Genomic DNA, 24,851 nt, shown 5'->3' on the forward strand with positions numbered 1-24,851 from the left:
GACGCCGAACGAAGTGACGTCGGCGTTCGGAGCTCTGGAACACGGAGCGGACCATGAACCTTGCTGACGTCGCGACCAGATTACTGGCGGCAGGATTGGTTACGGTCTCGATCGGCGGGACTGTCCGGACCCAGCCGACGCCTTCCACGCCTGCCGTCGGCGTTGTGGAGGCAACGCGCCGGCTGATCACCGAAAGCAACGAGTTCCTCGGCCGAGTTGAGGCGGTCAACCGGGTCAACGTGACGGCCCGTGTCACCGCCGCTCTGGAGCAGCGGCTGTTCAACGAGGGTGCCGAGATCAAAAAGGGCGACCAGCTCTATCGGCTGGAGCGCGGCCCATTCGAGGCCGATCTCGCAGCCAAGCAGGCGCAGGTGGCGCAACTCGAGGCGATGCTGGAAAACGCCAGGCTGACGACGGAGCGCGCGCACACCCTTCTCGGCGGGCCGGCCGGGCAGCAATCGACCTATGACGCCGCGCTCGCCACCCAGCGCAGCTTACAGGCCCAGGTCCAGGCTGCCCAGGCGCAGGTCCAGGCCTCCCAAATCAATCTCGACTACACCGTCATCAATGCTCCGATCGACGGCAAGATCGGTCGCACGGCGGTAACCGAAGGCAACATCGTCGGGCCCTCCTCCGGCGTGCTGACCACGATCGTCAGCCAGGACCCGATGCACGTCACTTTCCCGGTGCCGCTGCGAGAGGGGCTCGAGCTGCGCGAGCGGTACCTCCCACAAGGCGGTCTCGAGGCGGTGACGATCCGATTGCGGCTGCCCGATGGCCGTATGTACGGTCAGTCCGGCAAACTGAACTTCGTCGACAACAGCATCGCCCAGAACACCGACACGATCACGGTCCGCGGCGAGATTGCCAACCCGATCTTGCGCGCCCCGTCTGCCGCAGGCGTGACCGCGCACGAGCTGACCGACGGCGAGTTCGTCACCGTTCTGCTCGAAGGCGTCCAGCCGATCGAAGTACTTGCGATCCCACGCGCGGCGGTGTTGTCCGACCAGCGCGGCGACTATGTTCTCGTCGTCGGCAAGGACAATAAGGCAGAGCAGCGGCGCGTTCAGCTCGGACAATCGACCGCAACAATTGCCGCCGTCATCGGCGGGCTTGCTGCCGGCGACAAGGTGATCGCCGAAGGGTTGCAGCGGGTTCGCGCGGGTCAGACCGTCGCTCCGGATACAGCAAGCGCACTCCTGCGGTCGAGCATGGACGGCGTAGCGAGCGAGGCGCCACCGCGGAGCGGCCGCGGCACTCCGATCCGGCCCCACGCCGCGGACCGCACTCCATGATATCGGGCGTCTTCGTCGATCGGCCGCGCCTTGCGATAGTGATCGCACTTCTCATCACCATTGCCGGCGCGTTGGCACTCACGCAAATTCCCGTGGCGCAATTTCCGGATATCGTGCCGCCGCAGGTGACCGTCTCCGCGACCTTCCCAGGCGCGTCCGCCGAGGTCGTGGAAAGCAGCGTCGCCCAGCCTCTCGAAGCACAGGTGATCGGCGTCGACCGCGCGCTCTACATGAAATCAACCAGCGGCAATGACGGCAGCTACACGCTCACCATTTCGTTCGCACATGGCACCAATGCCGACATCAACACGGTCAATATCAATAATCGCGTGCAGAGCGCGCTGTCGCAGTTGCCGACGGAGGTGCAGCAGCAAGGCGTGAGGGTGCAGAAGCGATCCTCGTCGATCCTGCAATTCCTCGTGCTCTACAGCGCCGACGGCCAGCAGGATCCCCTCTTCATCACCAATTACGCCATCATCAACGTGCTGGACGCGATCGCGAGCACGCCGGGCGTCGGCCAAGCGAACCTGTTCGCAAAGATGAACTATTCGATGCGAATCTGGTTCGATTCGCAGCGGCTCACCAGCCTCAGCTTGACCCCGTCGGACGTGATTGCCGCGATCCGCGCGCAGAGCGTCCAAGCTGCCGTCGGCCGCATCGGCGCGCGGCCGATCAGCGACGATCAGCAGTTCCAATTCAACGTGCAGACCCTCGGCCGACTCGCCAGCGCCGATCAATTCGCCAACATCGTGCTACGCGCCAATCCCGACGGATCCTCGCTGCTGGTGAAAGACGTCGCGCGCGTCGAGATCGGTGCGCAAAACGTCGACAGCGAGGCGCGGATCGACGGGCGCGCCGCCGTTCCGATCGCAGTCTACCTTGCGCCGGGAGCGAACGCGGTGACCACGGCGCGAGCGGTGGCCGAGACGATGCAACGGCTGTCAACGCGATTTCCGCCTGGACTGAGCTATCTCGTCCAATACGATTCCACGAGCTTCGTTCGGGACACGATCGCGGAGGTCTTGCGGACACTGGCCGAAGCCTTCGTCCTCGTGATGCTGGTCGTCTATATCTTCCTCGGTAGTCTCCGTGCGACGGTGATCCCGGCCATCGCAGTACCGGTGAGCCTGATCGGCACGTTCGCAGTTCTGCTCGCGTTCGGCTATTCGGCCAATACGGTATCGCTGCTCGCGATGGTCCTCGCCATCGGCATCGTCGTCGACGATGCCATCGTCGTCGTGGAGAATGTCGAGCGCGTCATGGCGGCGGAACCAAGCCTGGCTCCAGCCGAGGCCACCAAGAAAGCCATGACCCAGATCACCGCGCCGATCATCGCGATCACGCTGGTGCTGCTCTCGGTCTTCGTGCCGATCGCGTTCATTCCCGGCATTTCGGGCACGTTGTTCCGTCAGTTCGCCGTGACGATCAGCGCCGCAATGTTGATTTCGGCGCTGAACGCCCTGACGCTATCCCCTGCACTGTGCGCGCTGCTGATGCGTCACGGCAGACGGCCCCGCGGCATCATCGGCCGTGTACTCGGCGGCATCGACTGGTTGCGCGAGCGCTACGGCAACGGCGTCCGCTACCTCGTGCGCCGGGCCGCCCTCTCGCTGCTGCTGGTTGCGGTATTCGCCGCCGGCATCTTCGGTGTCTCACTGCTAACCCCGACCGGCTTCCTGCCGGAGGAGGACCAGGGCGCCTTCTTCACCTCCGTACAACTGCCCGACGGCGCGTCGGTCGCGCGCACCAGCCAGGTTACGCGCCAGATCGAAGACGTCCTGAAACAGATGCCGGCCGTCGATCACGTGCTCGCGGTGATCGGCTTTTCACTGCTCGATGGCGTCTCCCAATCGAACAGCGCACTGGTGGTGGCGCGGCTCAAGCCATTTTCCGACCGGACAGCGGCCGCAGACTCGGCGCAGGCGCTAATCTCCAGGACATTCGCAGCCGGTGCCCAGGTACGACAAGCCAATGTGCTGCCGTTCAACCTGCCGCCGATCATCGGCCTCTCCACCGGCGGCGGATTCGAGTACCAGCTTCAAGCTCTGGAAGGACAGGGCCCAGCCGCGATTTCGAGCGTGACAAACGCCCTGATCGGCGCCGGCCTCGTTGTGCTGATCGCTCTTGCCGCCAAGAACGGCATCCTGATCGTCGAGTTTGCGAGGGAACAGCGGGAGGCGGGTATCCCGATCTGTGAGGCCGCGGTTCAGGGTGCCCATATGCGTTTTCGTGCGGTCATGATGACGTCACTTGCGTTCATCCTCGGCCTTCTGCCGCTGGTCATTGCGACCGGAGCTGCCGCGCTGAGCCGCAGAGCAGTGGGCACCGCTGTCTTCGCTGGTATGCTCGCAGCAAGCTCGATCGGGATCTTCCTGGTGCCGATGCTCTACGTCACCTTCCAGCGCATACGGGAGCGCGCGAAAGGCACAATCAAAAGCGGCTAAGAATGCCCGATCCTAACAAAAACATAGAACGTAACGAAAGAATGTCGTCTGGCTTAGATGAGCTACTTCGATGATTGAGGAGTACGCTGCCGGATTACGAGAGATTATTAGTAAGCTGCGCAGAAAGTTGAACCAAGTTTACCCGGGTAGAGCTTTCAAAGAGCGCTATTTCCACAGTTGGCACCCCGATTCCTGCTCCGCCGGTGTACAGAGAATCCCTAATGTACGGGACAGACGGCGTCTCTAAGCTGGCGGACTGGAAGGCTCGGGGACCCCGCTCAATCCGCGGGACGTACTTCTATGCGGGTCCTTTGGTGCAACGGAGCTCACATCAAGCGGAAGCTGGCGCAAGTCGAATGTAACAGCATAGGGACCCGACCTTGCCACGAATGTTCTGATGAATGGCTCTCGCCAAATGGTCACGGTCCGATGGTTGTCGGTCGAGCGAATCGGAACGAACTCGTGTGCGGCGCGACAACTTCCGCCGGGCTCCGCGCCGCTGGCGAGAGAACACAACATGCTAGGAAGGAACACTGCAAATGCGGATACCCGAGTGTGCCACGATCATTGTTGCGACGTGCACCTTTCTCACGCCGGCAGAGCCGCAAGAGCGAATTGCAGTCACCGTCTTCGAGAACGTGCGCATCTTTAACGGGAAGAGCGAGACGCTTTCCGTCCCATCGAATGTCGTCATCCGCGGAAACATCATCGAGCGGATCGTGACCGCGCCCATTCCAACCGATCGTCGCGTGGACGCCCGCGTCATACAAGGCGGTGGACGCGTGCTGATGCCCGGGCTCAGCGACATGCACTGGCACGCGATGATGGTCCGTCCGACACCCGCGCAGATGCTGTCGAGCGACCTCGGATATACGACCCTGCTGGCCAGCGCGGAAGCGACAGCGACACTGATGCGCGGATTCACGACAGTCAGGGACATGGGCGGCCCCACCTTCTCACTCAAACGCGCGATCGATGAAGGTCTCGTCCCGGGTCCCCGCATCTATCCATCGGGAGCCGTCATCACGGTCTCCGGCGGCCATGGAGACTTCCGCGAGCTTTGGGAGCTGCCGCAAAGTCAGGGCGGAGCAAGCCGCGTCGAACAGCTCGGCGGAAGCATCATCGCGGATGATCCCGACGAGGTCCGCAAGCGCGTGCGCGAACAGCTTATGCAGGGCGCGTCCCAGGTCAAGCTGACGGCAGGGGGAGGCGTCGCCTCGCCTTTCAGCCCACTTGATGTGACCACATTCAGCGAAGCGGACTTGCGCGCGGCCGTCGAAACCGCCACCGATTGGGGGACGTATGTTGCAACACACGCATATACACCGAGCGCAATTCGACGTTCCATCGCCGCGGGCGTCAAAGTGATCGAACATGGTCATCTCATGGATGAACCGACTGCACGCCTCATCGCCGAAAAGCAAATCTGGCTGAGCACTCAGCCGTTCGTAGACCTCGGCGGCGCAGCCATGCTCCCCCCCGCCCAACAGGCGCAGATGCGCCAGGTTGTTGCGGGAACGGACACCGTGTACGGGTTCGTCAAGAAGTTTGGGATCAAGACTGCCTTTGGAACAGATATCCTCTTCTCGAAGCCACTGGCCGAGCATCAGGGTCAGGGCATCGTAGACCTCACGCGGTGGTTCACGCCGGCGGAAGCGCTGACGATGGCGACCTCAACCAATGGAGAGCTGCTCGCGCTTTCCGGTGCGCGGAATCCTTATCCCGGCAGGATCGGAGTGGTCGAGGAAGGCGCATTGGCCGATCTCCTGCTCGTCGATGGCAATCCGCTGGAAGACATTCGCCTTATCGAGGACCCCGCAAATAGGCTTGTCGTCATCATGAAGGACGGGATCATCTACAAAGACACCAATCCCAAGTGACCTATTCTCACGGCTGCGCCTGTGACCGATAGTGATGGCCTATCACCCTGCCTGACGGACGTCAAACCGGATATTTCGACAACCAGCGCAGACCTTTCGCTTGGGTAAGCCGAGATGTGATGGACTCCAAGGGCCTGACCGACTTCATGAGCTCCGAGTCCACGAAGTGGGCCGGGATCATCAAGAAGATCGGCATCGAGCCGATGTAGCGATGCTTGGCGAAGACCTTTCGTTCCAATCCGCTTGGCGCCTCCAACCTGACCGCATCATGATCTAGATGCTGCGCGGTTGCGTTCCTCTGCATGCCGGCCTCGCAATACGCGACCGGCACCGTCGTCGCCATCGATGGCGGCTTTCTGGCAGGATGGTCAGCCGTCTCCGATCGGCCGCAGATCGTGCCAGAGTTGAAGATGCGGAAGCTCGACAAGGATGCCGTGCGTGGTCCTCTCGCCGCCCTAGGAGTGAGCAGGCCCGGACGGCGCCACGTCCAAGCGGACCGCGATCCCGTCCAGATCCGGGGTCGGCGCTGGATAATGCATCATGACGAGCGGATCGTGACCTGGAACGATGTGGTCCGCATCCGGCGCTGCGGCGCGCAGCTTGTCGAACCCCACCAGCATGTCGCCGACATGAAACGCCGTCGTAAAGGGACGCTCGCTGGTCAGGTTTTCGTAGAAATGACTGACGTCGGAAGCGAGCACGACCGGGCCGCGGCGCGTGTTGGCCCGGACGAATTGAAGCCCGGCGGAATGTCCCCCCGCCGCATGGACCGTCAGCCCGGGAGCGATCTCAGCATCGCCATCGTAGAACAGGACTCGGCGCGCATAGTTCAGCCGCACGATGCCGCAGACGTCCTCGACCTCGAAAGAATGCGACAACCTCGGATATTGCATGTAGCGGCCGGTGGCGTAGGCAAGCTCGCGCTCCTGGAGATGAAATCGTGCGTTCGGAAAGCGGTCGAAATTGCCGGCGTGGTCGTAGTGCAGATGTGTGAGGATCACGTCCTTGATCTCGGCCGGCTCGATATCGAACGCCACAAGAGTCTCCACCGGGCAGCGCAAGAATGTCCGCCTGCGCTGCTTCGCAATTTCGGCGTTGAATCCGGTATCGATGACGAAGGTGCGCCCACCTCCCCGCGCCAGCCACATGAAATAGTCCATCGGCATCGGCCCGTCATGCGGATCGCCGCCGATGAAGTGGTCGCTCCGCTGCGCATCCCGCGTTGCGTAGCGGATGGCGAAGAGTTCGTAGATCGGGTCAGCCATGGATTTGCTCAGGAGCCGGCCGCGTCGACCTCGTTGAAGGCCTCGCGTGCGTTGCGGAAGGCGTCGATGCCGGCGGGCACGCCGCAATAGACCGCGACCTGGAGCAGGATCTCCTTGATCTCCTCCTTGGTCAGCCCGTTCTTCAACGCGCCCTTCACGTGCAGCTTCAGCTCGTGCGGCCGGTTCAGTGCGCCGAGCATCGCCAAATTGACGATCGAGCGCGTGCGACGGTCGACGCCGGGTCGCGTCCACAGCGCGCCCCAGCAGAATTCGGTGGACCATTCCGCCATCGTGCGCGTGAACTCGTCGGCACCGGCGATCGATTTGTTGACGTAGTCCTCGCCGAGCACCTCCTTGCGGACTTTGAGGCCCTTTTCGAACAGTTCGGTCTTGGTCATGATCGTCCCTTTCTGGTCTTGCGAGAGTCTAGATGGAAGTTGTTCGGCGCATCGCCGAGGGCGGCCGCAACGATCGCAGCAGTTCGGCGACGTCAGCCACCGCATCGAGACGCCAGACGGCGTCGATGACACCGTCCGCGTCCCAATTGCTCTGGCCCGTTCGCACGCTTTCGCGCAGCTTGGCCTCGAGATCGCGATCTTCAAGCGGCGCTGCCCGGCTGCCGCGCGGCGAGATGACGGTCTCGGTGAAAACCTCGCCGGACGACAGGCGCACGGTCGCGCGTGCCGCACCATCCGGCATCCCGTCATCCCACTCCGCCCTCACCTTCTGCCGCAGCTGCACAATATCGGGCCGGACGACCGTCTCGCGTGCAAACTCGGCGACGCCGGCTCTGCCGAGCAGCAATCCGCACGCCACGCAATGATGGATGCTGACGCGCGCATCGCGCTCGTTGTTGACGGGGCGGTCGCCGCGCGCAAGCAGCAGCGTCGAGCCTTGAACGGTCACGGTGTCGATCTGGTCGAATCGCCGACCGATCCGCTCTCGCAACTGAAGGCAGGCATCAATGACCGCATGAAAAACGATGCCGGCGGGATAGGGCTTGTAGGTGTTCTTGGCGATCTCAAAGGTCTTGCCGAGACCATCAAGCAAGCGGGCAATATCCGGCTCGTCACCCATGGTGCGTGCCCAACCGAGCGGGCCTTCAATGGCGTGGGGGGCCGCCTCATAACCCTGCTCTGCAAGCAGCGCCGCAAACAAGCCGTTGCGCGCCGCGTTACCGACGCTGACATTCTTCGCGGCACTGGGCAGGTTCTCGACATTGCCTGCCGACTGGCTCGCCGCGAGCCCGATGGCATTCGCAATACCCTCCGCCGGCAGGCCCAATAGTTTGGCGCAAGCCGCCGCGGCGCCAAAGATCCCGCATGTCGAAGTGATGTGCCAGCCGCGCGCATAATGGCGCGGCGAAACGGCGTTGCCGATGCGACATTCGACATCCACGCCGAGGATGAACGCCGTCAACAATTCGCGTCCAGACAATTTATGCGTCTCCGCGAGTGCGAGGACTGGAGCTGCGACCGGTGCCGCCGGATGAATGATCGTCTCGGGATGGGTGTCATCGAAATCGAGCAGATTGGCTGAGATGGCGTTGAGAAACGATGCGCACATCGCGTCCATCGGCTGCGAATGACCGATGACCGTCGCGGTCGCGGCGCCGCTGAACGGCGACAGGGTTCGCATCGCCGCCATCACCACCGGATCGCGTGCGGAGCCGAGTGCCGTGGCGAAGAAATTCAGTATCGAGCGTCGCGCCTCGCCGCTCTGCGCCTCCACGTCCGCCCACGATGTCGCCGCGACGAAATCGGCGAGCGTCCTGCTCACGCTGGGAATTGGGTCTTGCGGCACGCGGGGCGTCTTCCTCGTTTTTCGGACCTTATGCCGATCCGCGGCAAACTGTCGACCCCAAATGTTATGCTTGACAGCTTGTCTGACAATCATAACAATCCGGCACGCTGGCACGGGAACCCGCCGCCGCAACGACGGCGGTCGTCAGGGCCGGCCGGCGAACTGACAACGACAAGATCAAGACGGCGCGCCCCGCGTGGGATCGCGCGACAGGGAGTGAACGATGGCGGGAGAGACGCTCGGTGTGATCGGAACGGGCCGCATGGGCGGCCCCATGGCGGGGCGGTTGATGGACGCGGGCTATTCGCTCGTCGTCTACGACACGCAGACCGACGCGACGCAGCCGCTGGTCAAGCGCGGCGCCTTGGTCGGCAAGTCGCCGGCCGACGTCGCCTCGCGCGCCGACATCGTGCTCGCCAGTCTGCCGACGCCCGACATCGTCAAGGCCGTCACTCTCGGCGAGGACGGCATCAGCAGCGGCAACCGCGCCAAGATCGTCGTTGATCTCTCGACCTCTGGTCCCGGCGCGGCGAAGCTCGTTGCGGAAGGCCTGAAAGCCAAAGGCATGACGCTGGTCGATGCGCCCGTCAGCGGCGGCATCAAGGGCGCCGTGAACGGCACGCTCGCCGTTATGGTATCGTGCCCGCAAGCGACTTACGACATCGTGCAGCCGATCCTGAAGAATTTCGGCAAGCTGTTCTACACCGGCGACAAGCCCGGCGTGGCGCAGACCGCCAAGCTCGCCAACAATCTGATGGCGGCGGCGGCGCTGGTGATCACGTCGGAAGCGGTCGCCATGGGCGTCAAGGGCGGGGTCAACGCCAAGGTGCTGATCGATATCATCAACGCCAGCAGCGGCCGCAACAGCGCCTCCGAAGACAAATTTCCCCGTTCGGTGCTGCCGGGCACGTTCGATTTCGGATTCACCACCGGCCTTTCCTACAAAGACGTCCGTCTCTGCGTGGACGAGGCCGAGGCCATGGGCGTGCCGATGGTCTGCGGCGCAGTGGTACGGCAGATGCTGGCGATCACCAACGCCAAATACGGCCCGTCATCCGATTTCACCTCGATCGCCAAGGTGCTCGAGGAGTGGGCCGGAGTCGAGATGCGCGGCTGAGCGCAAGAGCCTTTGGGAGAAACACTTGCGATGACGAACGGCCCGACCGGATCAGGCGAGGTATCTCTCGCGCGCCAGATGGCGCGGAGCGCACTTGCCGTTGATCTCGGAGATTTCGGACCTGAAGTGGTCGCCAAGGCCAAGCTCTGCCTGCTCGACTTCCTGTCCTGCGCCTTCGAGGCGGGTCATCATCCCTGGAGTCGTCAGGCAATCGCGATCGCACAAGGTGGCGGCAGCGCAACCATCGTCGGAATGTCGCGACTCTCCTCGCCGGCCGATGCCGCCTTCGCCAATGCCGTGATGGGGCACGGACTCGTGCGGGAAGACATGCATGCCGCCAGCATTGCGCACCACGGCGTGGTGATCTGGCCGACATTGCTCGCGCTGTCCGAACCGTCGCAGCTGCACGGCTCAAGGCTGCTCGCAGCCGCCATCATCGGCTATGAGACCGGCGCGCGGATCGGCCGCGCGTTGCTGACCTCCGATCTCGCCCGGCTCTATCGTCCGACCGGCCTCGTGGCCCCTCTGGGCGCGGCGCTCGCCGGAAGTTTCGCGCTCAACCTGTCCGAAGACGCAGCGACCAGCGCCATCGCGATTGCGGCCAACACGTCCAGCGGTCTCAACGAGTGGCCGCATGCAGGCGGCTCCGACATGTATTTTCATCCGGGCTTCGCCGCCAGCAATGCGATCAAGGCAATCGGCCTCGCCGCAGCCGGCGCTTTCGGCTCCGAAACGATCCTCGAAGGCGAAGCGGGCCTGTTCGCCGCCTATCGTCGCCAGGCCGCGCCCGACAGCATCGCGCTGTTCCCGAATGGCGAATGCGAGATCATGGCGGTCTACAACAAGCCGGTCCCGGCCTGCAATTTCGCGCAGACCGCCGCGCAAGCGGCCCTTCGCGTCTCGCACGAACTCGCCGGCACCGAGGAGATCGACCGCGTCGTCGTTCGCGCTCCCGATGCCGCCGTGCGCTATCCTGGGTGCGCCTCCACCGGCCCGTATCGGAACGCGCTCCAGGCCAAGATGAGCATTCCCTTCAGCGTCGCGGCCACCCTCGTGAGGGGCGAGATCGAGGAAGGCAACTACGCCGAACTCGATGATGTCGATATCATCCGCCTGGTTGCGATCACGAAGCTTGAGCCGGATGTCGGCTTCACCACCGCTTTCCCCGACAAGCAGGGCGCGGATGTGACCGTGCATCTGCAGAGCGGCCGGACGATCCGGCACGCGCTACCCGACGTCATCGCCGCAACACCTTCAGATATTCGCACGCGCTTTCGCACGGCCGCTCAGGGAGTCCTCGGTGAGGACCGCACGTGCCAGTTGGAGCAACTCATCGAGAGCTGCGAACGGCTCGGCAACGCCGGCGATATCGCAGCACTATGCCGCCTGGACACGGCGGAACGGGTTTTACGATCGGCATCATAAGAAGTGCCGGAGAGTACGGGGGAAACATGGTCGACTTCGAGACCCGCTTAGGTTCGTCAGCCGCGCGGAGGCGAAGCTGATGGAAGGATTTCTGCAAGCGCTCGCCGCGGGCCTTCTGATCGGCGCCGTCTACGGCCTGATGTGCGTCGGGCTCGGCCTGATCTTCGGCGTCATGCGCGTCATCAACTTCGCCCATGGCGATTTCATGATGCTCGGCATGTACACTGCCTTCTATCTGTTCACCGCCGCCGGCGTTCAGTCGTTCTTCGGCAATGCCGTCGGACCGTTCGTCTCCATCCTGCTGGCCGGCCCCGTGCTTGCCGTATTCGGCTACTTCGTCCACCGGGCACTGATCTCGCACGTCTCGGGGACGCGCACCGCCTCGCTCGAAGGCGAGGGACACTACGCCCAGCTGATCCTCACGCTCGGCATCGCGCTGATCCTGCAGAACGGCGGCCTCATCGTGTTCGGCTCGGTGCTGGCCTCGATCCGCACGCCGCTGTCGAGCTCGGCCTGGGAGCTCGGCCCCTTCTTCGACATGAGCATCTTTCTCAACAAGGCCCGCAGCATCGACATGATCGTTTCGCTGGTCATGATGATCCTGCTGTCGCTGCTGATCACGCGCACGCGGATCGGCAAATCGCTTCGCGCCGCCGCGGATAATCCGACCGCCGCGACCTATATGGGCATCGACGTCGACCGCGCGCACCGAACCGCCTTCGCGCTCGGCTGCGGCATCACGGCGATCGCCGGCGGCCTCCTCGCTACGAACTATCCGTTCCACCCGTTCGTCGGCCTCGAATACGTCATCGTCATGTATGCGGGCGTCGTGCTCGGCGGCATGGGCAGCATCATCGGCGCGTTCTGGGGCGGCATGACGATCGGGCTCGTGCAGCAGATGTCGACGCTGATCCTGCCGACGCAGCTGCAGAACGCCGCGATCTTCGCCGTCTTCCTCCTCATCATCTTCTTCCGACCGCAAGGCTTCTTCGGGCGGATGGTGGAGAGGACGTGATCATGCTCCGGATGCGCTCCTTTCTTCCTCCCCTGCTCTTCACCATCGCCTATGCCGCGCTGTCGCTCGGCGTCACCAATTCTTACTACCAGCTGATCCTGACGCTGGTGCCGGTGTGGGCGGTGTTCGGCCTGTCCTGGAACCTGCTTAGCGGCTACACCGGACTGATCTCGTTCGGCCATGCCGCCTTCTTCGGCATTGGCGCCTATGCCACCGCGCTTGGCCAGATCTATTTCGACATATCGCCCTGGCTGCTGATCCCCATCGCCGCCGTGCTCGGCGGCATCGCCGGGCTGCTGATCGGATTTCCCACCTTCCGCCTCCAGGGCCACTATTTCGCCCTGGCGATGCTCGCCTACCCGCTTGCCATCCTCTACGTGTTCGAGTGGCTCGGCTTCCAGGAGGTGACCCTTCCGATCAAGCGCGACGCGCCGATCGCCTACATGCAATTCGCCGATCCGCGCATCTACACGCTGCTGGGACTCGCAATCATGCTTGCCACCATCGTGCTGACGCAATTCATCGAGCGCTCCCGCTTCGGCATGGCACTGCTCGCAATCAAGCAGAACGAGGCCGCCGCCGAGGCAGCCGGGATCAATACGCTCGCCTGGAAGCTGCGCGCGATCACGCTGAGCGGGGCCATTGCCGCGGCGATCGGCGGCTTTTACGCGCAGGTGTTGTTGGTCGTGACGCCGCAATCGGTGTTCGGCATGCTGGTGTCGGCCCAGGCGCTGACGGTTGCGATGTTCGGCGGGGTCGGCACAGTCTGGGGGCCGGTGATCGGCTCGGTCATCCTGATCCCGCTCGCCGAGATCCTTCACGCCGAGGCCGGCGCACGCTTCCCGGGCATCCAGGGCGTGATCTTCGGCTTCGCCATCGTCTGCGTCATCCTGCTGGCACCGGAAGGCCTGTTCTGGAAGCTGCGCGATCTCCTGCGCAAACGGATCGCGCCTAAGGCGCCTGCCTCCGACCTGCCCGAAACATCGGCTGCCAACGTCACCACGCTGAAGCCCGCACCGCGACAGCGGGCTGCCACCGGGGAAGTCATGCTCGAAGTCAAGAACCTGTCGCGGTCCTTCGGCGGCCTCAAGGCCGTGCAGGATGTCAGCTTCAAGCTGCACCAGAACGAGATCCTCGGCATCATCGGCCCCAATGGCGCCGGCAAGACCACGCTGTTCAATCTCCTCAACGGCTTCCTGAAACCGAGCGAGGGCGAGGTCTTGATCGATGGCCGCAACATGTCCGGCCAACGGCCGCACGTGATCTGCGAGGCCGGCATCGGCCGCACCTTCCAGGTGATGCGACCATTCCTGCGCATGTCGATCCTCGACAATGTCGTGGTCGGTGCCTATGTGCGCGCGCGGTCCGACGACGAAGCCCGCAAGCTTGCCGCCGATGCAGTTGCCCGTGTCGGGCTCTCTGCCGTCGCCGACCGTGTCGCCGGCGAGCTTTCGACCAAGGAGCTGCGGCTGATGGAACTTGCCCGCGCTATCGCCGGCCAGCCACGCATCCTGCTGCTCGACGAGACCCTCGCGGGCCTCGGCCACGGCGAGGCGGACGAGGTCGTCGCCGTGATCCAGCAGCTCGCGCGCGACGGCATGACCATCGCGATCATCGAGCACACGATGCAGGCGATGGTCCGGCTGGTCGACAGATTCGTCGTGCTCGACCACGGCGCCGTCATCACCGAAGGCCTGCCGGAAGTGGTGACGCGCGACAACCGGGTGATCGAGGCCTATCTCGGCAAGAAATGGGTGGGCCATGCTGCGAATTGAGGGATTGAGCGCGGGCTATTCCGCCAAACCCGTCCTGAACGACATCTCGATCAATGTCGGCGCCGGCCAGTTCGTCGCCATCGTCGGGCCCAACGGCGCCGGCAAGACCACGCTGTTCAAGACCATCTCCGGCATCGTCAAACCGAGCGGCGGGGCCATCACCTTCGACGGCGTCGACCTCCTCGCAGTACCGCCGCCGCAGCGCGCCCATCTCGGCATCGCCCACGTCCCCGAGGGCCGCCAAGTCTTCCCGTCACTGACCGTGATGGAGAATCTGGAGATGGGTGCGATGACGGAGAGCGGTCGACGCGACTGGCAGAGCAACATCGAGCGCATCTTCGAATGGCTGCCGGTGCTGAAGGAGCGCCGCAGCCAATTCGCGGGCACGATGTCAGGCGGCCAGCAGCAGATGCTCGCGATCGGCCGCGGCCTCGCCTCCTCGCCGAAACTCTTGATGCTGGACGAACCCTCGATGGGGCTGGCGCCCTCAACAGCCGACTTCATCTTCGATCGGCTGATCGAGATTCGCCGCCAGTCCGGGCTGACCATGCTGCTGGTCGAGCAGCGCGTGGCGGAAGCGCTGGAATCCGCGGACCACGGCTACGTCCTCGAAGCCGGCCATGTCGTGCTCGAAGGCAACAACGACACGCTGCGCGCCGACGACCGCGTGCGCAAGGCCTATCTCGGCATGTGACAACCATAAAAAAGACCAGGGAGCAAACAAAATGAACAAGACATCGAAGGGACTCTCGCGACGGACCGTGCTGTCCGGCGCCGCCGCCGTGAGCCTTGCCGGCGTGGCACGCGCGCAGACACCGGCCGAGATCAAGGTCGGACTGATCGTGCCGTTGTCGGGTATCTACACCCGCCCCGGCCAGGTGATGAAGATGGGCGCCGAGATGGGTATCGAGCACATCAACGCGCAGGGCGGCATCAAGGCGCTCGGCGGCGCCAAGCTGAAGCTCGTCGTGATCGATTGCGGCGACACAACCGAGAAGGCCAAGAACGCGGCGCAACGCATGGTGGCGCAGGAGCCGGATCTCGTCGCGGCCACCGGCGCCTATCTGTCGTCCTTCACGCTGGCGGTCACCGAGGTGACCGAGCGTGCCGAGCTGCCGGTGCTGACGCTGTCCTATTCGGACCTTCTGACCGACCGCGGTTTCAAATACATCTTCCAGACCGCCGCGACCGCGAGCCGCCAGTCCGAGCTCGGCTTGCCGACTCTGATGAAGCTCGCGGAGAACGCCTCGGCCAAGAAGCCGAAGACGGTCGCGATGCTGATGGACAACACCGCGACTTCGGTTGCCACGGCCAAGGCGCTGAAGGAGAAGCTGTTCGCGCAGGAAGTCCTCCAGCTCGTCGTCGAGGAAGTCTGGACCCCGCCGCTGTCGGATGCGACGCCGCTGATCCAGAAAGTCCGCTCGGCCAAGCCCGATCTGCTGCTGTTCATGCCGAACGCGGTGTCGGACGCCAAGCTGGGGCTCGAGAAGATCAGCGAGTTCGGCCTTGGCCAGGGCAAGATCCCGACCGTGTCCTTCAGCATCACCATCGCCGAGCCGGACATGCTCCAGAGTGTGAGCCCGGAGACAGTGCAGGGCATCATGACCATCGTCGCCAATTGGGGCTCGAAAGGTCACGAGGCTCTGATCGCCGAGCTCAAGGCGAAATACAAGGAGCCCTGGATGACGCAGAACGTCATCTCGACCTATGGCGACATGTGGCTGATGAAGGAAGCCTTGGAAAAGGCCGGTAAGGCCGACCGCAATGCGGTCGCGCAGGCCTTCCGCACCATGGATGCCGGACCGTCGAAATACTATCCCGGCGGACAGCTCAAGTTCGACGAGAAGGGCCGCAGGGTCGGCGCCGGCGTCGTCATCGTGCAATGGCAATCGGGCGTGCCAGTCACCGTCTATCCGCCCGAGCTCGCGCAGGCGCAGCCGTTCTGGCCGAAGAAATAGCATCGCACGCTTTTCAGGGAGGAGGATTGTCATGAGAACAACGAGCAAGATCAGGATCACCCGTCGAACACTGCTTGCGGGCGCGTCCGGCACGCTGATCGCATCCCGTGCCTGGGCACAGCAGCCATCTGAGGTGAAAGTCGGCCTCTTGGTGCCGATCTCCGGCATCTACGCCCGTCCCGGCACGGTGATGCGTCAGGGCGCCGAGATGGCGGTCGAGCACATCAACGCGCAAGGCGGAGTCAAGGCGCTCGGCGGCGCCAAGCTGAAGCTCGTGGTGCTCGATTCCGGCGACACAACTGAGAAGGCCAAGAACGCCGCCCAGCGTATGGTGGCGCAGGAGAGCGACCTGGTCGCGGCAAGCGGCGCCTACCTGTCATCCTTCACGCTCGCGGTCACCGAGGTCACGGAACGCGCCAACTTGCCCGTCCTCACCCTCTCCTACTCCGATCTGATCACGGATCGCGGCTTCAAATACGTGTTCCAGACCTCGGCCACGGCAGCCTCACAGGCCCGTCAGGCCTTGCCGCAAATCATCAAGCTGGCCGAGACGGCATCGGGCAAGCGGCCGAAGACGGTCGCGATCCTCACCGACAACACGGCCGCGTCGATCGCCTCGGCGAAATCGATGCGCGAGGGCCTCTTGGCAGAGAACCAGCTGCAGCTGATCGTGGACGAGACCTTCACGCCGCCGCTGGCGGACGCGACGTCGCTGGTTCAGAAGATTCGCTCGGCCAAGCCCGACCTGCTCTTCTTCCTGCCGACGGTGATCTCCGACGCCAAGCTGCTGCTCGAGAAGATGAACGAGTTCGGCCTCGGCCAGGGCAAGGTGCCGACCATCTCGTTCGGCATCGCCATCGCCGAGCCTGACATGCTGCAGACCGTGAGCCCGGAACTGCTCCAGGGAGTCCTGACCTGCGTTGCGAGCTGGGGCGCCAAGGGCCACGAGGCGCTGATCGCCGAGTTGAAGACCCGCTACAAGGAGCCGTGGATGACGCAGAATGCGATCTCCACCTATGGCGACATGTGGGTGATCAAGGACGCGCTGGAGAAGGCCGGCAAGGCCGACCGCGTTGCCGTCGGCGAAGCGCTGCGCACCATGGATGCAGGCCCCTCGAAATATTACCCGCTCGGCGAGATCAAGTTCGACCAGAAAGGCCGCCGCGTCGGCGCCGGCATGACCATCGTGCAGTGGCAATCCGGCGTGCCGGTGACGGTGTTCCCGCCTGAGCTTGCGCTGGCCAAACCGTTCTGGCCGAAGACCTGAGAACGCCCGAACGAGAAACGGAGAACAGAATGGACAAGGCGACCTACGACCGCGGCCTCGAAATCCGCAAAAGCGTGCTCGGTAGCGAGTTCGTCGACAAGGCGATCGCGTCCGCGGACGAGTTCAACCGCCCGATGCAGGATCTGACCACCGAGTATTGCTGGGGTTACGTCTGGGGCCGCGAAGGGCTGACGCGAAAGACGCGCAGCTTCCTCAATCTGGCGATGCTCTGCGCGCTCAACCGTCCGCACGAGCTGAAGACCCACGTCCGCGGCGCCCTCGCCAATGGCGCGACCAAAGAGGAGATCCGCGAGGTTTTCATGCAGGTCGCGATCTATTGCGGCGTGCCGGCCGGCGTGGACGCGTTCCGCAACGCGAAGGAAGTCTTCGCCGAGCTCGACAAGAAATAAGGGCGCGCGGGCTGCGATGAAGGGCAAATGGGCACTCGTGACCGGCGCGACCGCAGGCCTTGGCCTCGCCATCGCGGAAGGCCTGGCCGGCGCGGGCTGCAACATTGTCCTGCACGACCTCGTTGCGCCGAAGCAGCCCGCGGACGACCTCAGCGCCCGCTTCGGCATCGAGGTCATCCCCGCCGCTGCCGATCTGTCCGGGCGCGACGACATCGAGAGCATGATGGTCGGCCTGCTCGACCGCTGCGGAGCCATCGACATCCTTGTCAACAACGCCGTTGTCAGGCATTTCTCGACGATCGAGCAGTTTCCACCCGATCGCTGGGACCAGGCGCTCGCTGTTAACCTGTCGGCGCCGTTCCACCTGATCCGCCTTGCGCTGCCCGCGATGAAGCAGCGCGGCTGGGGCCGGATCATCAATATCGGCTCGATCTATTCGAGCCGCGCGGTCGAAGATCGCATCGACTACGTCACGACCAAAGCGGCGATCCTCGGCATGACCCGCGCGGTGGCCATCGAGACCGCCCGCAGCGGAATCACCTGCAACGCGCTCTGCCCGGGTACGCTGCCGACGCCGGCGATCCTGAACAAGATCGCGACGATGGCAGCGAATAGCGGACGCCCCGTCGATGACGTGACCCGCGAATATCTTGGCGAGCGCCAGCCGACGCAGCGCTTCGTCGAAATGGATGCGGTCGCCGCCATGGTCATCTTTCTCTGCGGCACCGCGGCAAATGACATCACCGGCGCCAGCCTGCCCATCGACGGCGGCTGGTCAATCGCATGAGAGCATTGGAATGGGAGTGCTGAGATGACCGAACAACCAGGCCAGACCGTCGTCCTGACCGGCGCTGCCGGCGGCATGGGACGTGCCATCACCAAGGCGCTGCTGGACAGCGGCCGCCGCGTCGTGCTGGTCGATCGTGACGCCGAGGCGCTTCAGCAGCTGGCGGCCACCGTCGGCGACAGGGTGTTTCCGATTCAGCTCGACGTCAGCGATTCCCGGAACGTGGATAGTCTGCCGGAGGCCATCCCTGCTCATTTCAAGCCGGTCGAAATCCTCATCAACAATGCCGGGCATGACATCGGCGGCCGGACACGCTTCGACGCCGGCTCCGCCGACGACTGGTCCAACATCATCCAGACCAACCTGATTGGCCTGATGCGCGTCACCCGCGCGATCCTCCCCGACATGGTCAAGCGCAACGCCGGCCATATCGTCAACATCAGCTCCATCAACGCCGTCCGTATAGTCCCGGATATGGCGGCCTACAGCACCAGCAAGGCGGGCGTGCACATGTTCACCGAGACCCTCCGGGGCGAGCTGGCGGACACCGCGATCCGGGTCACCGAGCTCCAGCCCGGCCTAACCAGGACCAACATCATCCTGACCCGCTACCGCGGCGACAAGCAGAAGGAAAAGGACTATTTCGACCAGTTCAGGATGGCGCTTGAGCCGGCCGACATCGCCCGCTCGATCGTGTTCGCCCTGGATCAGCCCGCCCACGTTCAAATTGCCGAAATGATGATTCTGCCTGTAAACCGGTATTGAATCATTCCAACCAAGGCCCGGACATGGAAAGACGCCGCGAATTGCAGTCGACACTCCGCATCGATGACGTACCGACCGTCCGAGCGATGGTGGCGCAAAAGCTGCGCGAGGCGATCATGTCCGGCACGCTGAAACCGGGCCAGCGCCTGGTCGAGCGCGAGCTCTGCGAGATGATGGGCGTCAGCCGCCCCTCGATCCGCGAAGCACTACGCGCCCTCGAGGCCGACGGGCTGGTCAATACGGTCCCTCACCGCGGCCCCGTGGTCTCCACGATCAGCCTGGAGGAGGCCCGGCAGCTCTACGCCGCCCGCGCGGTGCTCGAAGGCTTCGCCGGCCGTGAATGCGCCAGGCTTCACGACCCGGAAGTGGCTCGCCGGATCGGGGAAGCCCTGACCCGGCTGAAGGCAGCCGCAGCCAAGCAGGACCTCGTCGGATGCCTGGAAGCCAAGACCGACTTTTACGCCGCTCTGATCGGTGGCTGCCGCAACGCGTTCATCGAGCGCATGCTCAAGCCGCTGCATGACCGAATCCAGCTGTTGCGGATCACCTCGATGTCGCAGCCGAAGCGGATCAACAAGAGCTTGCGCGAGGTTACCGCGATCTGGCGCGCGATCCAGAACGGCGATGCGGACCTCGCCGAGCGCTGCTGCGTCGACCACATCAATGCGGCTGCGGTGGCCGCGCTCGACATGATCGAAAAATCGTCGGCAGCCAAGGAGGCGGCGCCTTCCGACGACTAAAACATTGCCGCCAGGGAGTGTTCGATGACGTATCTCGTACGATCGCTGATCCTGCTTGTCCTGCTCTATCCCTGCCGCGCAGCCATTGCGGAAGACTACCCCACCCGCCCGGTCACGATGATCGTGCCGTTCTCAGCTGGTGGTCCCGGCGACGTGATCGCACGCATCCTCGGCGGCGCCATGAGTGCGACGCTGAAACAGTCGATCGTGATCGAAAACGTCGTCGGCGCCGGCGGCACGCTCGGCACCAACCGTGTCGCCAAGGCGGCCGCCGACGGCTACACGCTGCTGCTGATGCATGTCGGCCAGGCCACCGCGCCGGCCCTCTACGCCAAGCTGCCGTTCGATCCGGTCGGCGATTTCGCCCCGATCGGGCTCGTCACCGACGTCCCGATGATCCTCGTGGCGCGGCCGAACTTTCCTGCCAAGGATCTCAACGAGCTCATCGCGCGGATCCGCAATGCCGGCGACAAGATCACCTTCGGCAATGTCGGTCTCGGCTCGGCCTCACAGCTCTGCGGCTTGATGTTCATGAGCACCACCGATACCAAGCTCGCCCCGATCTACTACAAGGGCGGCGGCCCAGCACTGAACGACGTCATCGCCGGCCACATCGACGTTTATTGCGACCCTGCAACCGGGCCGACGCCTTATATTCAGTCGAACACGATCAAGGGCTACGCGATCACGAGCAAGAAGCGGGTTGCAACGCTGCCGAACGTGCCGACCTCGGCCGAGGCCGGCCTTCCCGCGTTCGACGTGACGACCTGGTATGGCCTCTACGCCCCGCGCGGCACGCCGAAGCCCGTAGTCGACCAACTCGTCGGCGCGCTGCAGACCGCGCTGAAGGATCCCGCCCTGATCAATCGGTTTGGTGAGCTCAGCATGTCCCCGGTTGAACCCGAACGCGCGACGCCGGAAGCCCTTGAAGCCTTTCTCAAGGCTGAGATCGGCAAATGGGGAAGGATTATCAAGGCAGCCGGCATCGAGCCGCAATAGGTTAGTTAGAGCGGATCGACCCCGTTGCTAACTGTAAAAGATGCCTCCGTCCACGTTGAGGGCTTGGCCGGTCACAAACGCAGAATCGTCAGACGCAAAGAACGCAACGGGCCCGACGACGTCCTCCGGCTGCCCGAGCCGGTGCAGGTCCGTGACCTTCTCGAAATAGGCGACACGCTCGGGATCGCGGAGATTGTTCATCCCCATCTCCGTCACGATGATGCCCGGGCATACGGCATTGACCGTGATGCCGTAGCCGCCGAACTCCATGGACGACACCCGGGTGAAGCCGACCACCGCCGACTTCGATGCAGCATAGTGGGACTGTCCCGGACCGCCCGTTCGAGCGGCGAGCGAGGCGATGTTGACGATCCGCCCGTATTTGCGCTCCTTCATATGTGGCACCACGGCCTGGGTCATCTGGAAGACGCCGCGCGTGTTGACGGCGAAGGTCTGATCCCATGTATCCGTCGTCAGCTCGTCGATGGTGGCCAGCCTGAGGATGCCCGCATTGTTGACGAGGACATCGACGTGCCCGAGACCCTGGACGGCTTCAGCCACCGCACGCCTGCAATCGCCGATATCGCTGACGTTGCCCAGCACCTGGATGCAGCGGCCGCCAAGCTTGCCGACCTCGGCGACGGTCTCGAGCAGAACCTTCTCCTGGGCCGCGATGTCGGTCAGCGCGAGATCGTAGCCTCGCCTTGCAAGCCCAATGGCTATTGCACGGCCAATGCCGCGGCTTGCTCCCGTCACGATCGCATGTCGGGCCATGTTGCGTTCTCCCCTGTTATTTCCAATGAATGTTGGTTCTTTACCGGCGTTGAAAAGATCAGGCGCGAGCCGGCTTGCGGACTGGCAAGGTGTTCATGGCCTTCACGGTTTCCTCGAACGATACGAGATTGGCGCCCGAACCCAGCCCCGTCGCGACGATCGCGGCCGTCGCGGTCGCGAGCTTGGCGCAGTCGAGCAGGTCCCAGTCGCGAGCCAGCCCCGCGATGAAGCCGCCCGTATAGGAATCGCCGCATCCCGACGTATCGCGAACGGCAACGTCGAACGCCGGCACCGTGAACTGGCGTCCGTCGCGGGTCATCACGAACGAGCCGTCGGCGCCGAGAGAGATAGCGCAGGCCCCTGCTCCCTTGTCGATGAAGAACCGGGCGCATGCGGCGGGATCGTCGGTTCCCACCATGGCACTGGTCTCGTCGATACTCGGCATGAAGAAGTCAACGTAAGGCAGCAGAGGCTCGACCAGCGCCAGCGTCTCACGCCGCGCCTGGATGAGATCGAGCGTCGTCGTGCAACCAGCGGCTTTCGCGTCCTGCAGCAATGCGACGGAAGGCGCTCCATCCATCGCAAGCAGAGAGCCGACCCCGCCGAGATGGAGAATTTTGCTCCGGCATGCGGCTACTTGCGTTTCGGGCGCGATCCGCCATCGGGCTGAGGCGCCCCTCGCATGCATGACCGGACGCGAGCCGTCGGGCCGGATCGGCAAAATCGTTGCAGAGGTTGGAGCGCCGGTCATTCGCTCCATCAGAGCGATATCGATGCCTTCGCGCTCCAGCGCGTTCAGCATCCAATCAGCCTTCTCGTCGGAGCCGACGGCACCAACCGCGAGCGCCCTCAAGCCGAGCCGCGCGCAAGGAACGACCGTTCCGCCGGCCGTGCCGGCGACCGCGAGCCGGATTTCTTCGATCAGCAGGCGGCCGCCACCGGGCGGAATCTCGGTCACCGGGACCCCCAGAATGTCCAGAATATAAGTACCGCAGACGCTGACGTCGTGAGAATGAGCCATGATTTCTCGCAGGACAGTGGTTTGATCGTGATCTAGCTCGACAGCTGGGTAATCTTGGGAGCGCCTTCGTTATCGCGCAGGCCGTAATGCCCCCATCGCTTCAGGATGCTGTCGATCTCCTCGTCCGGTAGCAGCGGAGGAGAGCCGAGTTGAAGACAGCCGTGATACTGCTTGGCGAGCACCTCGACCTCCACCGCGAGCCACAAGGCTTTGCGCAGGTTGGGACCGATGGCGATCAGCCCGTGATGTGCGAGGAGGCAGGCGCGGCGATAGCGAAGCGCGTTCAGGGCCGCCTGCGACAGTTCGGCCGTACCATATTGCGCATAGGGCGCGCAGGGGATGTCGTTGCCGCCGGCCGCGGCAATCATGTAGTGAATCGCAGGGATCGAGCGATTCATGATCGCGATGATGGTGCAGAAGACCGGATGGGCGTGAACGACGGCGCCGACCTCCGGCTTCGACTTGAGGATGTCGAGGTGAAAACGCCATTCGGTCGACGGAACATTGCCGGCCGATGCAGTCCATGAGCCGTCCCACTTCATGGCCACGATGTCTTCGGGCTTCATGCGGTCGTAGGGAAGACCGGACGGCGTCAGCAGGATGCCGTCGTCGGCTCGAACGCTGATGTTTCCGGACGTTCCCTGGTTGATGCCTTGCGCCGCCATCTCGCGGCACGCGTCGATGATGGATTGACGAAGTTCGAGCTCTGCTTCGCGGCCGGTCATACCTTGCTTCCACTCTGGTTCATGCACTTGCTCCGAGCTGGACCTGACGGTCGACCAACAGCCAGGTGGCTCGCGCGGTCGCCAGCACCTCCTGCTCGGCATCGAGCAAAGCACTCTCGGCAAACAACTTGCGGCCTTCCCGCCCGGTCGGCCACGCCACCACCGCACATCGATCTCCGGGACGCGGCCGGCGTTCGATCCGAGCGGCCATGCGTCCGAGCAGCGCCGTTTCGTCGCCCTTCAATCCCAGGTGACGGGCGCCAACGCTGCAATAGCCGGTCGGGCAATCGAGCGCGGCCCAGACGAATTCGGGCGCGACATGGCCGTCCGCACCGGACAGGCTCCCATGAGGTACCCAGGAGGCCGCGAACACGACGGGCTTGCCCGGGACAGCGCCCGCCTGCAGCGGGCCTGCGAAGATGCGAAGACCATCGCCGTGACCACGCGCGGGGCCACAGACAAAACAAGTCGGAAGGTTATGGGTCTGCTCTTCGTAGGGTGTTCGGCCGGCCGCCTCTTCGGCCGCCTCGTAGCTTACCCTGGGAACGTCCGGCACATCGATGTCTGTTGCACGCACCGTCGCGAGCAGCTTGTCGTTCTCGCGCAACTCGATCCCGCCGTCGGCCCCCGTCAGCACGTCGAGCGACCGCTCCAGCGGCGGCGGGGCGCGCAACGTCACTTCGGCGTCTCCACTGACGTGCCTTGCGAGACATCCGCATACATAACCGCCGTTGCCGGAGTTGGGTGGGCCCCGGAAGCGCCTGTCGATGACCAGCGATACCATTGCAGCTCTCGTTCGCGGCGTTTAGCGTCCCATCGCGAAGAACTCGTCGTTCGGACGCATGCTGGTGACGTTGGCGAGGCGGTTCGACATGCCGAAGAATGCAGCGATGGCTGCGATGTCCCAGACGTCCTCCTCGGTGAATCCATGTCCCTTGAGATCCACGAGGTCGGAATCGTCCACCTCATAGGCGCGCACCGAGACCTTCATCGCGAAATCGAGCATCGCCCTTTGCCGCGCGGTGATATCGGCCTTGCGGTAGTTGACGGCGACCTGGTCCGCAATCAGCGGATTCTTCGCCCGCACGCGCAGGATGGCGCCGTGCGCCACGACGCAATACTGGCATTGATTGGCGCTGCTGGTCGCGACGACGATCATCTCGCGCTCGGCCTTGGTGATCGGCCCCGGCTTGTCCATGAGAGCGTCGTGATAGGCGAAGAACGCCCGGAACTCGTCCGGACGATGCGCGAGTGTCAGGAAGACGTTCGGGACGAATCCAGACTTCTCCTGAACGGCCTCGATCCGTGCGCGGATATCCTCCGGCAGCGTCGCGATATCGGGAACGGGAAAGCGGCTGATCGCGGTTGCAGACATGTTCCAAGCTC

General features: G+C 63.9%; 23 protein-coding genes. 15 read left to right on the forward strand and 8 right to left on the reverse strand.

Annotated elements, in window-relative coordinates; genetic code table 11:
* Nucleotides 1-53: 53 nt before the first annotated feature.
* The 3 genes from I6F20_RS27655 (at nucleotide 54) to I6F20_RS27665 (ending at nucleotide 5,619) form a co-directional block, all read left to right on the forward strand.
* Nucleotides 54-1,295 carry an efflux RND transporter periplasmic adaptor subunit gene (locus I6F20_RS27655; protein ID WP_225128698.1) on the forward strand — a complete coding sequence of 414 codons (1,242 nt, stop codon included), beginning with the start codon at nucleotides 54-56 and terminating at the stop codon, nucleotides 1,293-1,295.
* On the forward strand, nucleotides 1,292-3,739 hold the full coding sequence (locus I6F20_RS27660) for an efflux RND transporter permease subunit (protein ID WP_225128700.1): 2,448 nt from the start codon (nucleotides 1,292-1,294) through the stop codon (nucleotides 3,737-3,739). Before I6F20_RS27655 ends, I6F20_RS27660 begins: the two co-directional genes overlap by 4 nt.
* Before the next feature lie 539 nt (nucleotides 3,740-4,278).
* Nucleotides 4,279-5,619 (forward strand): metal-dependent hydrolase family protein, encoded by a 1,341-nt coding sequence (locus I6F20_RS27665; RefSeq protein WP_225128702.1) that lies wholly within the window; start codon nucleotides 4,279-4,281, stop codon nucleotides 5,617-5,619.
* Nucleotides 5,620-6,074: 455 nt separating this feature from the next.
* Here the strand turns inward: I6F20_RS27665 and I6F20_RS27670 are convergent, their stop codons facing one another.
* From I6F20_RS27670 to I6F20_RS27680, 3 genes are read right to left on the reverse strand one after another with little or no spacing between them, the layout of a single operon-like run.
* A complete protein-coding gene (locus tag I6F20_RS27670) occupies nucleotides 6,075-6,884 on the reverse strand; it encodes an N-acyl homoserine lactonase family protein (protein WP_109145135.1) in 810 nt (269 codons plus the stop codon).
* 8 nt (nucleotides 6,885-6,892) lie between these two features.
* Complete coding sequence (locus I6F20_RS27675) at nucleotides 6,893-7,282, reverse strand: carboxymuconolactone decarboxylase family protein (RefSeq protein WP_036011521.1); 390 nt, start codon at nucleotides 7,280-7,282, stop codon at nucleotides 6,893-6,895.
* Between the two features lie 28 nt (nucleotides 7,283-7,310).
* Nucleotides 7,311-8,663 (reverse strand): MmgE/PrpD family protein, encoded by a 1,353-nt coding sequence (locus I6F20_RS27680; RefSeq protein ID WP_225128704.1) that lies wholly within the window; start codon nucleotides 8,661-8,663, stop codon nucleotides 7,311-7,313.
* A gap of 247 nt (nucleotides 8,664-8,910) precedes the next feature.
* Here I6F20_RS27680 and I6F20_RS27685 point away from each other — a divergent pair, with 247 nt between their 5' ends.
* The 12 genes from I6F20_RS27685 (at nucleotide 8,911) to I6F20_RS27740 (ending at nucleotide 20,945) form a co-directional block, all read left to right on the forward strand.
* Nucleotides 8,911-9,804, forward strand: a complete 894-nt coding sequence (locus tag I6F20_RS27685) for an NAD(P)-dependent oxidoreductase (RefSeq protein WP_057026133.1) — start codon at nucleotides 8,911-8,913, stop codon at nucleotides 9,802-9,804.
* A gap of 30 nt (nucleotides 9,805-9,834) precedes the next feature.
* On the forward strand, nucleotides 9,835-11,229 hold the full coding sequence (locus I6F20_RS27690; protein ID WP_225128706.1) for an MmgE/PrpD family protein: 1,395 nt from the start codon (nucleotides 9,835-9,837) through the stop codon (nucleotides 11,227-11,229).
* A gap of 79 nt (nucleotides 11,230-11,308) precedes the next feature.
* Nucleotides 11,309-12,244 (forward strand): branched-chain amino acid ABC transporter permease, encoded by a 936-nt coding sequence (locus I6F20_RS27695; protein ID WP_036035780.1) that lies wholly within the window; start codon nucleotides 11,309-11,311, stop codon nucleotides 12,242-12,244.
* A 2-nt stretch (nucleotides 12,245-12,246) separates the two neighbouring features.
* Nucleotides 12,247-14,019, forward strand: a complete 1,773-nt coding sequence (locus I6F20_RS27700) for a branched-chain amino acid ABC transporter ATP-binding protein/permease (protein ID WP_225128799.1) — start codon at nucleotides 12,247-12,249, stop codon at nucleotides 14,017-14,019.
* A complete protein-coding gene (locus I6F20_RS27705; protein ID WP_036011537.1) occupies nucleotides 14,006-14,713 on the forward strand; it encodes an ABC transporter ATP-binding protein in 708 nt (235 codons plus the stop codon). The genes I6F20_RS27700 and I6F20_RS27705 overlap by 14 nt, the downstream gene beginning before the upstream one ends.
* A gap of 31 nt (nucleotides 14,714-14,744) precedes the next feature.
* A complete protein-coding gene (locus tag I6F20_RS27710) occupies nucleotides 14,745-15,977 on the forward strand; it encodes an ABC transporter substrate-binding protein (protein ID WP_225128708.1) in 1,233 nt (410 codons plus the stop codon).
* Between the two features lie 31 nt (nucleotides 15,978-16,008).
* Nucleotides 16,009-17,244, forward strand: a complete 1,236-nt coding sequence (locus tag I6F20_RS27715) for an ABC transporter substrate-binding protein (protein ID WP_036011543.1) — start codon at nucleotides 16,009-16,011, stop codon at nucleotides 17,242-17,244.
* 29 nt (nucleotides 17,245-17,273) lie between these two features.
* Nucleotides 17,274-17,654, forward strand: coding sequence for a carboxymuconolactone decarboxylase family protein (locus I6F20_RS27720; protein ID WP_036011548.1), 381 nt, complete (start codon nucleotides 17,274-17,276; stop codon nucleotides 17,652-17,654).
* Between the two features lie 16 nt (nucleotides 17,655-17,670).
* Nucleotides 17,671-18,441 (forward strand): SDR family oxidoreductase, encoded by a 771-nt coding sequence (locus I6F20_RS27725; protein WP_225128710.1) that lies wholly within the window; start codon nucleotides 17,671-17,673, stop codon nucleotides 18,439-18,441.
* Between the two features lie 24 nt (nucleotides 18,442-18,465).
* Nucleotides 18,466-19,206, forward strand: coding sequence for an SDR family oxidoreductase (locus I6F20_RS27730; RefSeq protein ID WP_057026127.1), 741 nt, complete (start codon nucleotides 18,466-18,468; stop codon nucleotides 19,204-19,206).
* A 23-nt stretch (nucleotides 19,207-19,229) separates the two neighbouring features.
* Complete coding sequence (locus tag I6F20_RS27735) at nucleotides 19,230-19,946, forward strand: GntR family transcriptional regulator (RefSeq protein ID WP_050991723.1); 717 nt, start codon at nucleotides 19,230-19,232, stop codon at nucleotides 19,944-19,946.
* 24 nt (nucleotides 19,947-19,970) lie between these two features.
* Nucleotides 19,971-20,945: a tripartite tricarboxylate transporter substrate-binding protein gene (locus I6F20_RS27740; RefSeq protein ID WP_225128712.1), complete on the forward strand. Its 975-nt coding sequence runs from the start codon at nucleotides 19,971-19,973 to the stop codon at nucleotides 20,943-20,945.
* 27 nt (nucleotides 20,946-20,972) lie between these two features.
* Here the strand turns inward: I6F20_RS27740 and I6F20_RS27745 are convergent, their stop codons facing one another.
* The 5 genes from I6F20_RS27745 to I6F20_RS27765 form a co-directional block, all read right to left on the reverse strand.
* Entirely contained in the window at nucleotides 20,973-21,719 is a 747-nt protein-coding gene (locus I6F20_RS27745; RefSeq protein ID WP_225128714.1) for an SDR family NAD(P)-dependent oxidoreductase, read from the reverse strand.
* A 58-nt stretch (nucleotides 21,720-21,777) separates the two neighbouring features.
* On the reverse strand, nucleotides 21,778-22,740 hold the full coding sequence (locus I6F20_RS27750) for a carbohydrate kinase family protein (RefSeq protein ID WP_225128716.1): 963 nt from the start codon (nucleotides 22,738-22,740) through the stop codon (nucleotides 21,778-21,780).
* A gap of 32 nt (nucleotides 22,741-22,772) precedes the next feature.
* Nucleotides 22,773-23,465: an L-fuculose-phosphate aldolase gene (locus tag I6F20_RS27755; RefSeq protein WP_036011567.1), complete on the reverse strand. Its 693-nt coding sequence runs from the start codon at nucleotides 23,463-23,465 to the stop codon at nucleotides 22,773-22,775.
* A 19-nt stretch (nucleotides 23,466-23,484) separates the two neighbouring features.
* Nucleotides 23,485-24,144: a hypothetical protein gene (locus I6F20_RS27760; protein WP_346276767.1), complete on the reverse strand. Its 660-nt coding sequence runs from the start codon at nucleotides 24,142-24,144 to the stop codon at nucleotides 23,485-23,487.
* A gap of 126 nt (nucleotides 24,145-24,270) precedes the next feature.
* On the reverse strand, nucleotides 24,271-24,840 hold the full coding sequence (locus I6F20_RS27765; protein WP_036026687.1) for a peroxidase-related enzyme: 570 nt from the start codon (nucleotides 24,838-24,840) through the stop codon (nucleotides 24,271-24,273).
* Nucleotides 24,841-24,851 lie beyond the last annotated feature (11 nt).

Source organism: Bradyrhizobium sp. IC3123 (assembly GCF_020193625.1).
Lineage (GTDB): Bacteria > Pseudomonadota > Alphaproteobacteria > Rhizobiales > Xanthobacteraceae > Bradyrhizobium > Bradyrhizobium yuanmingense.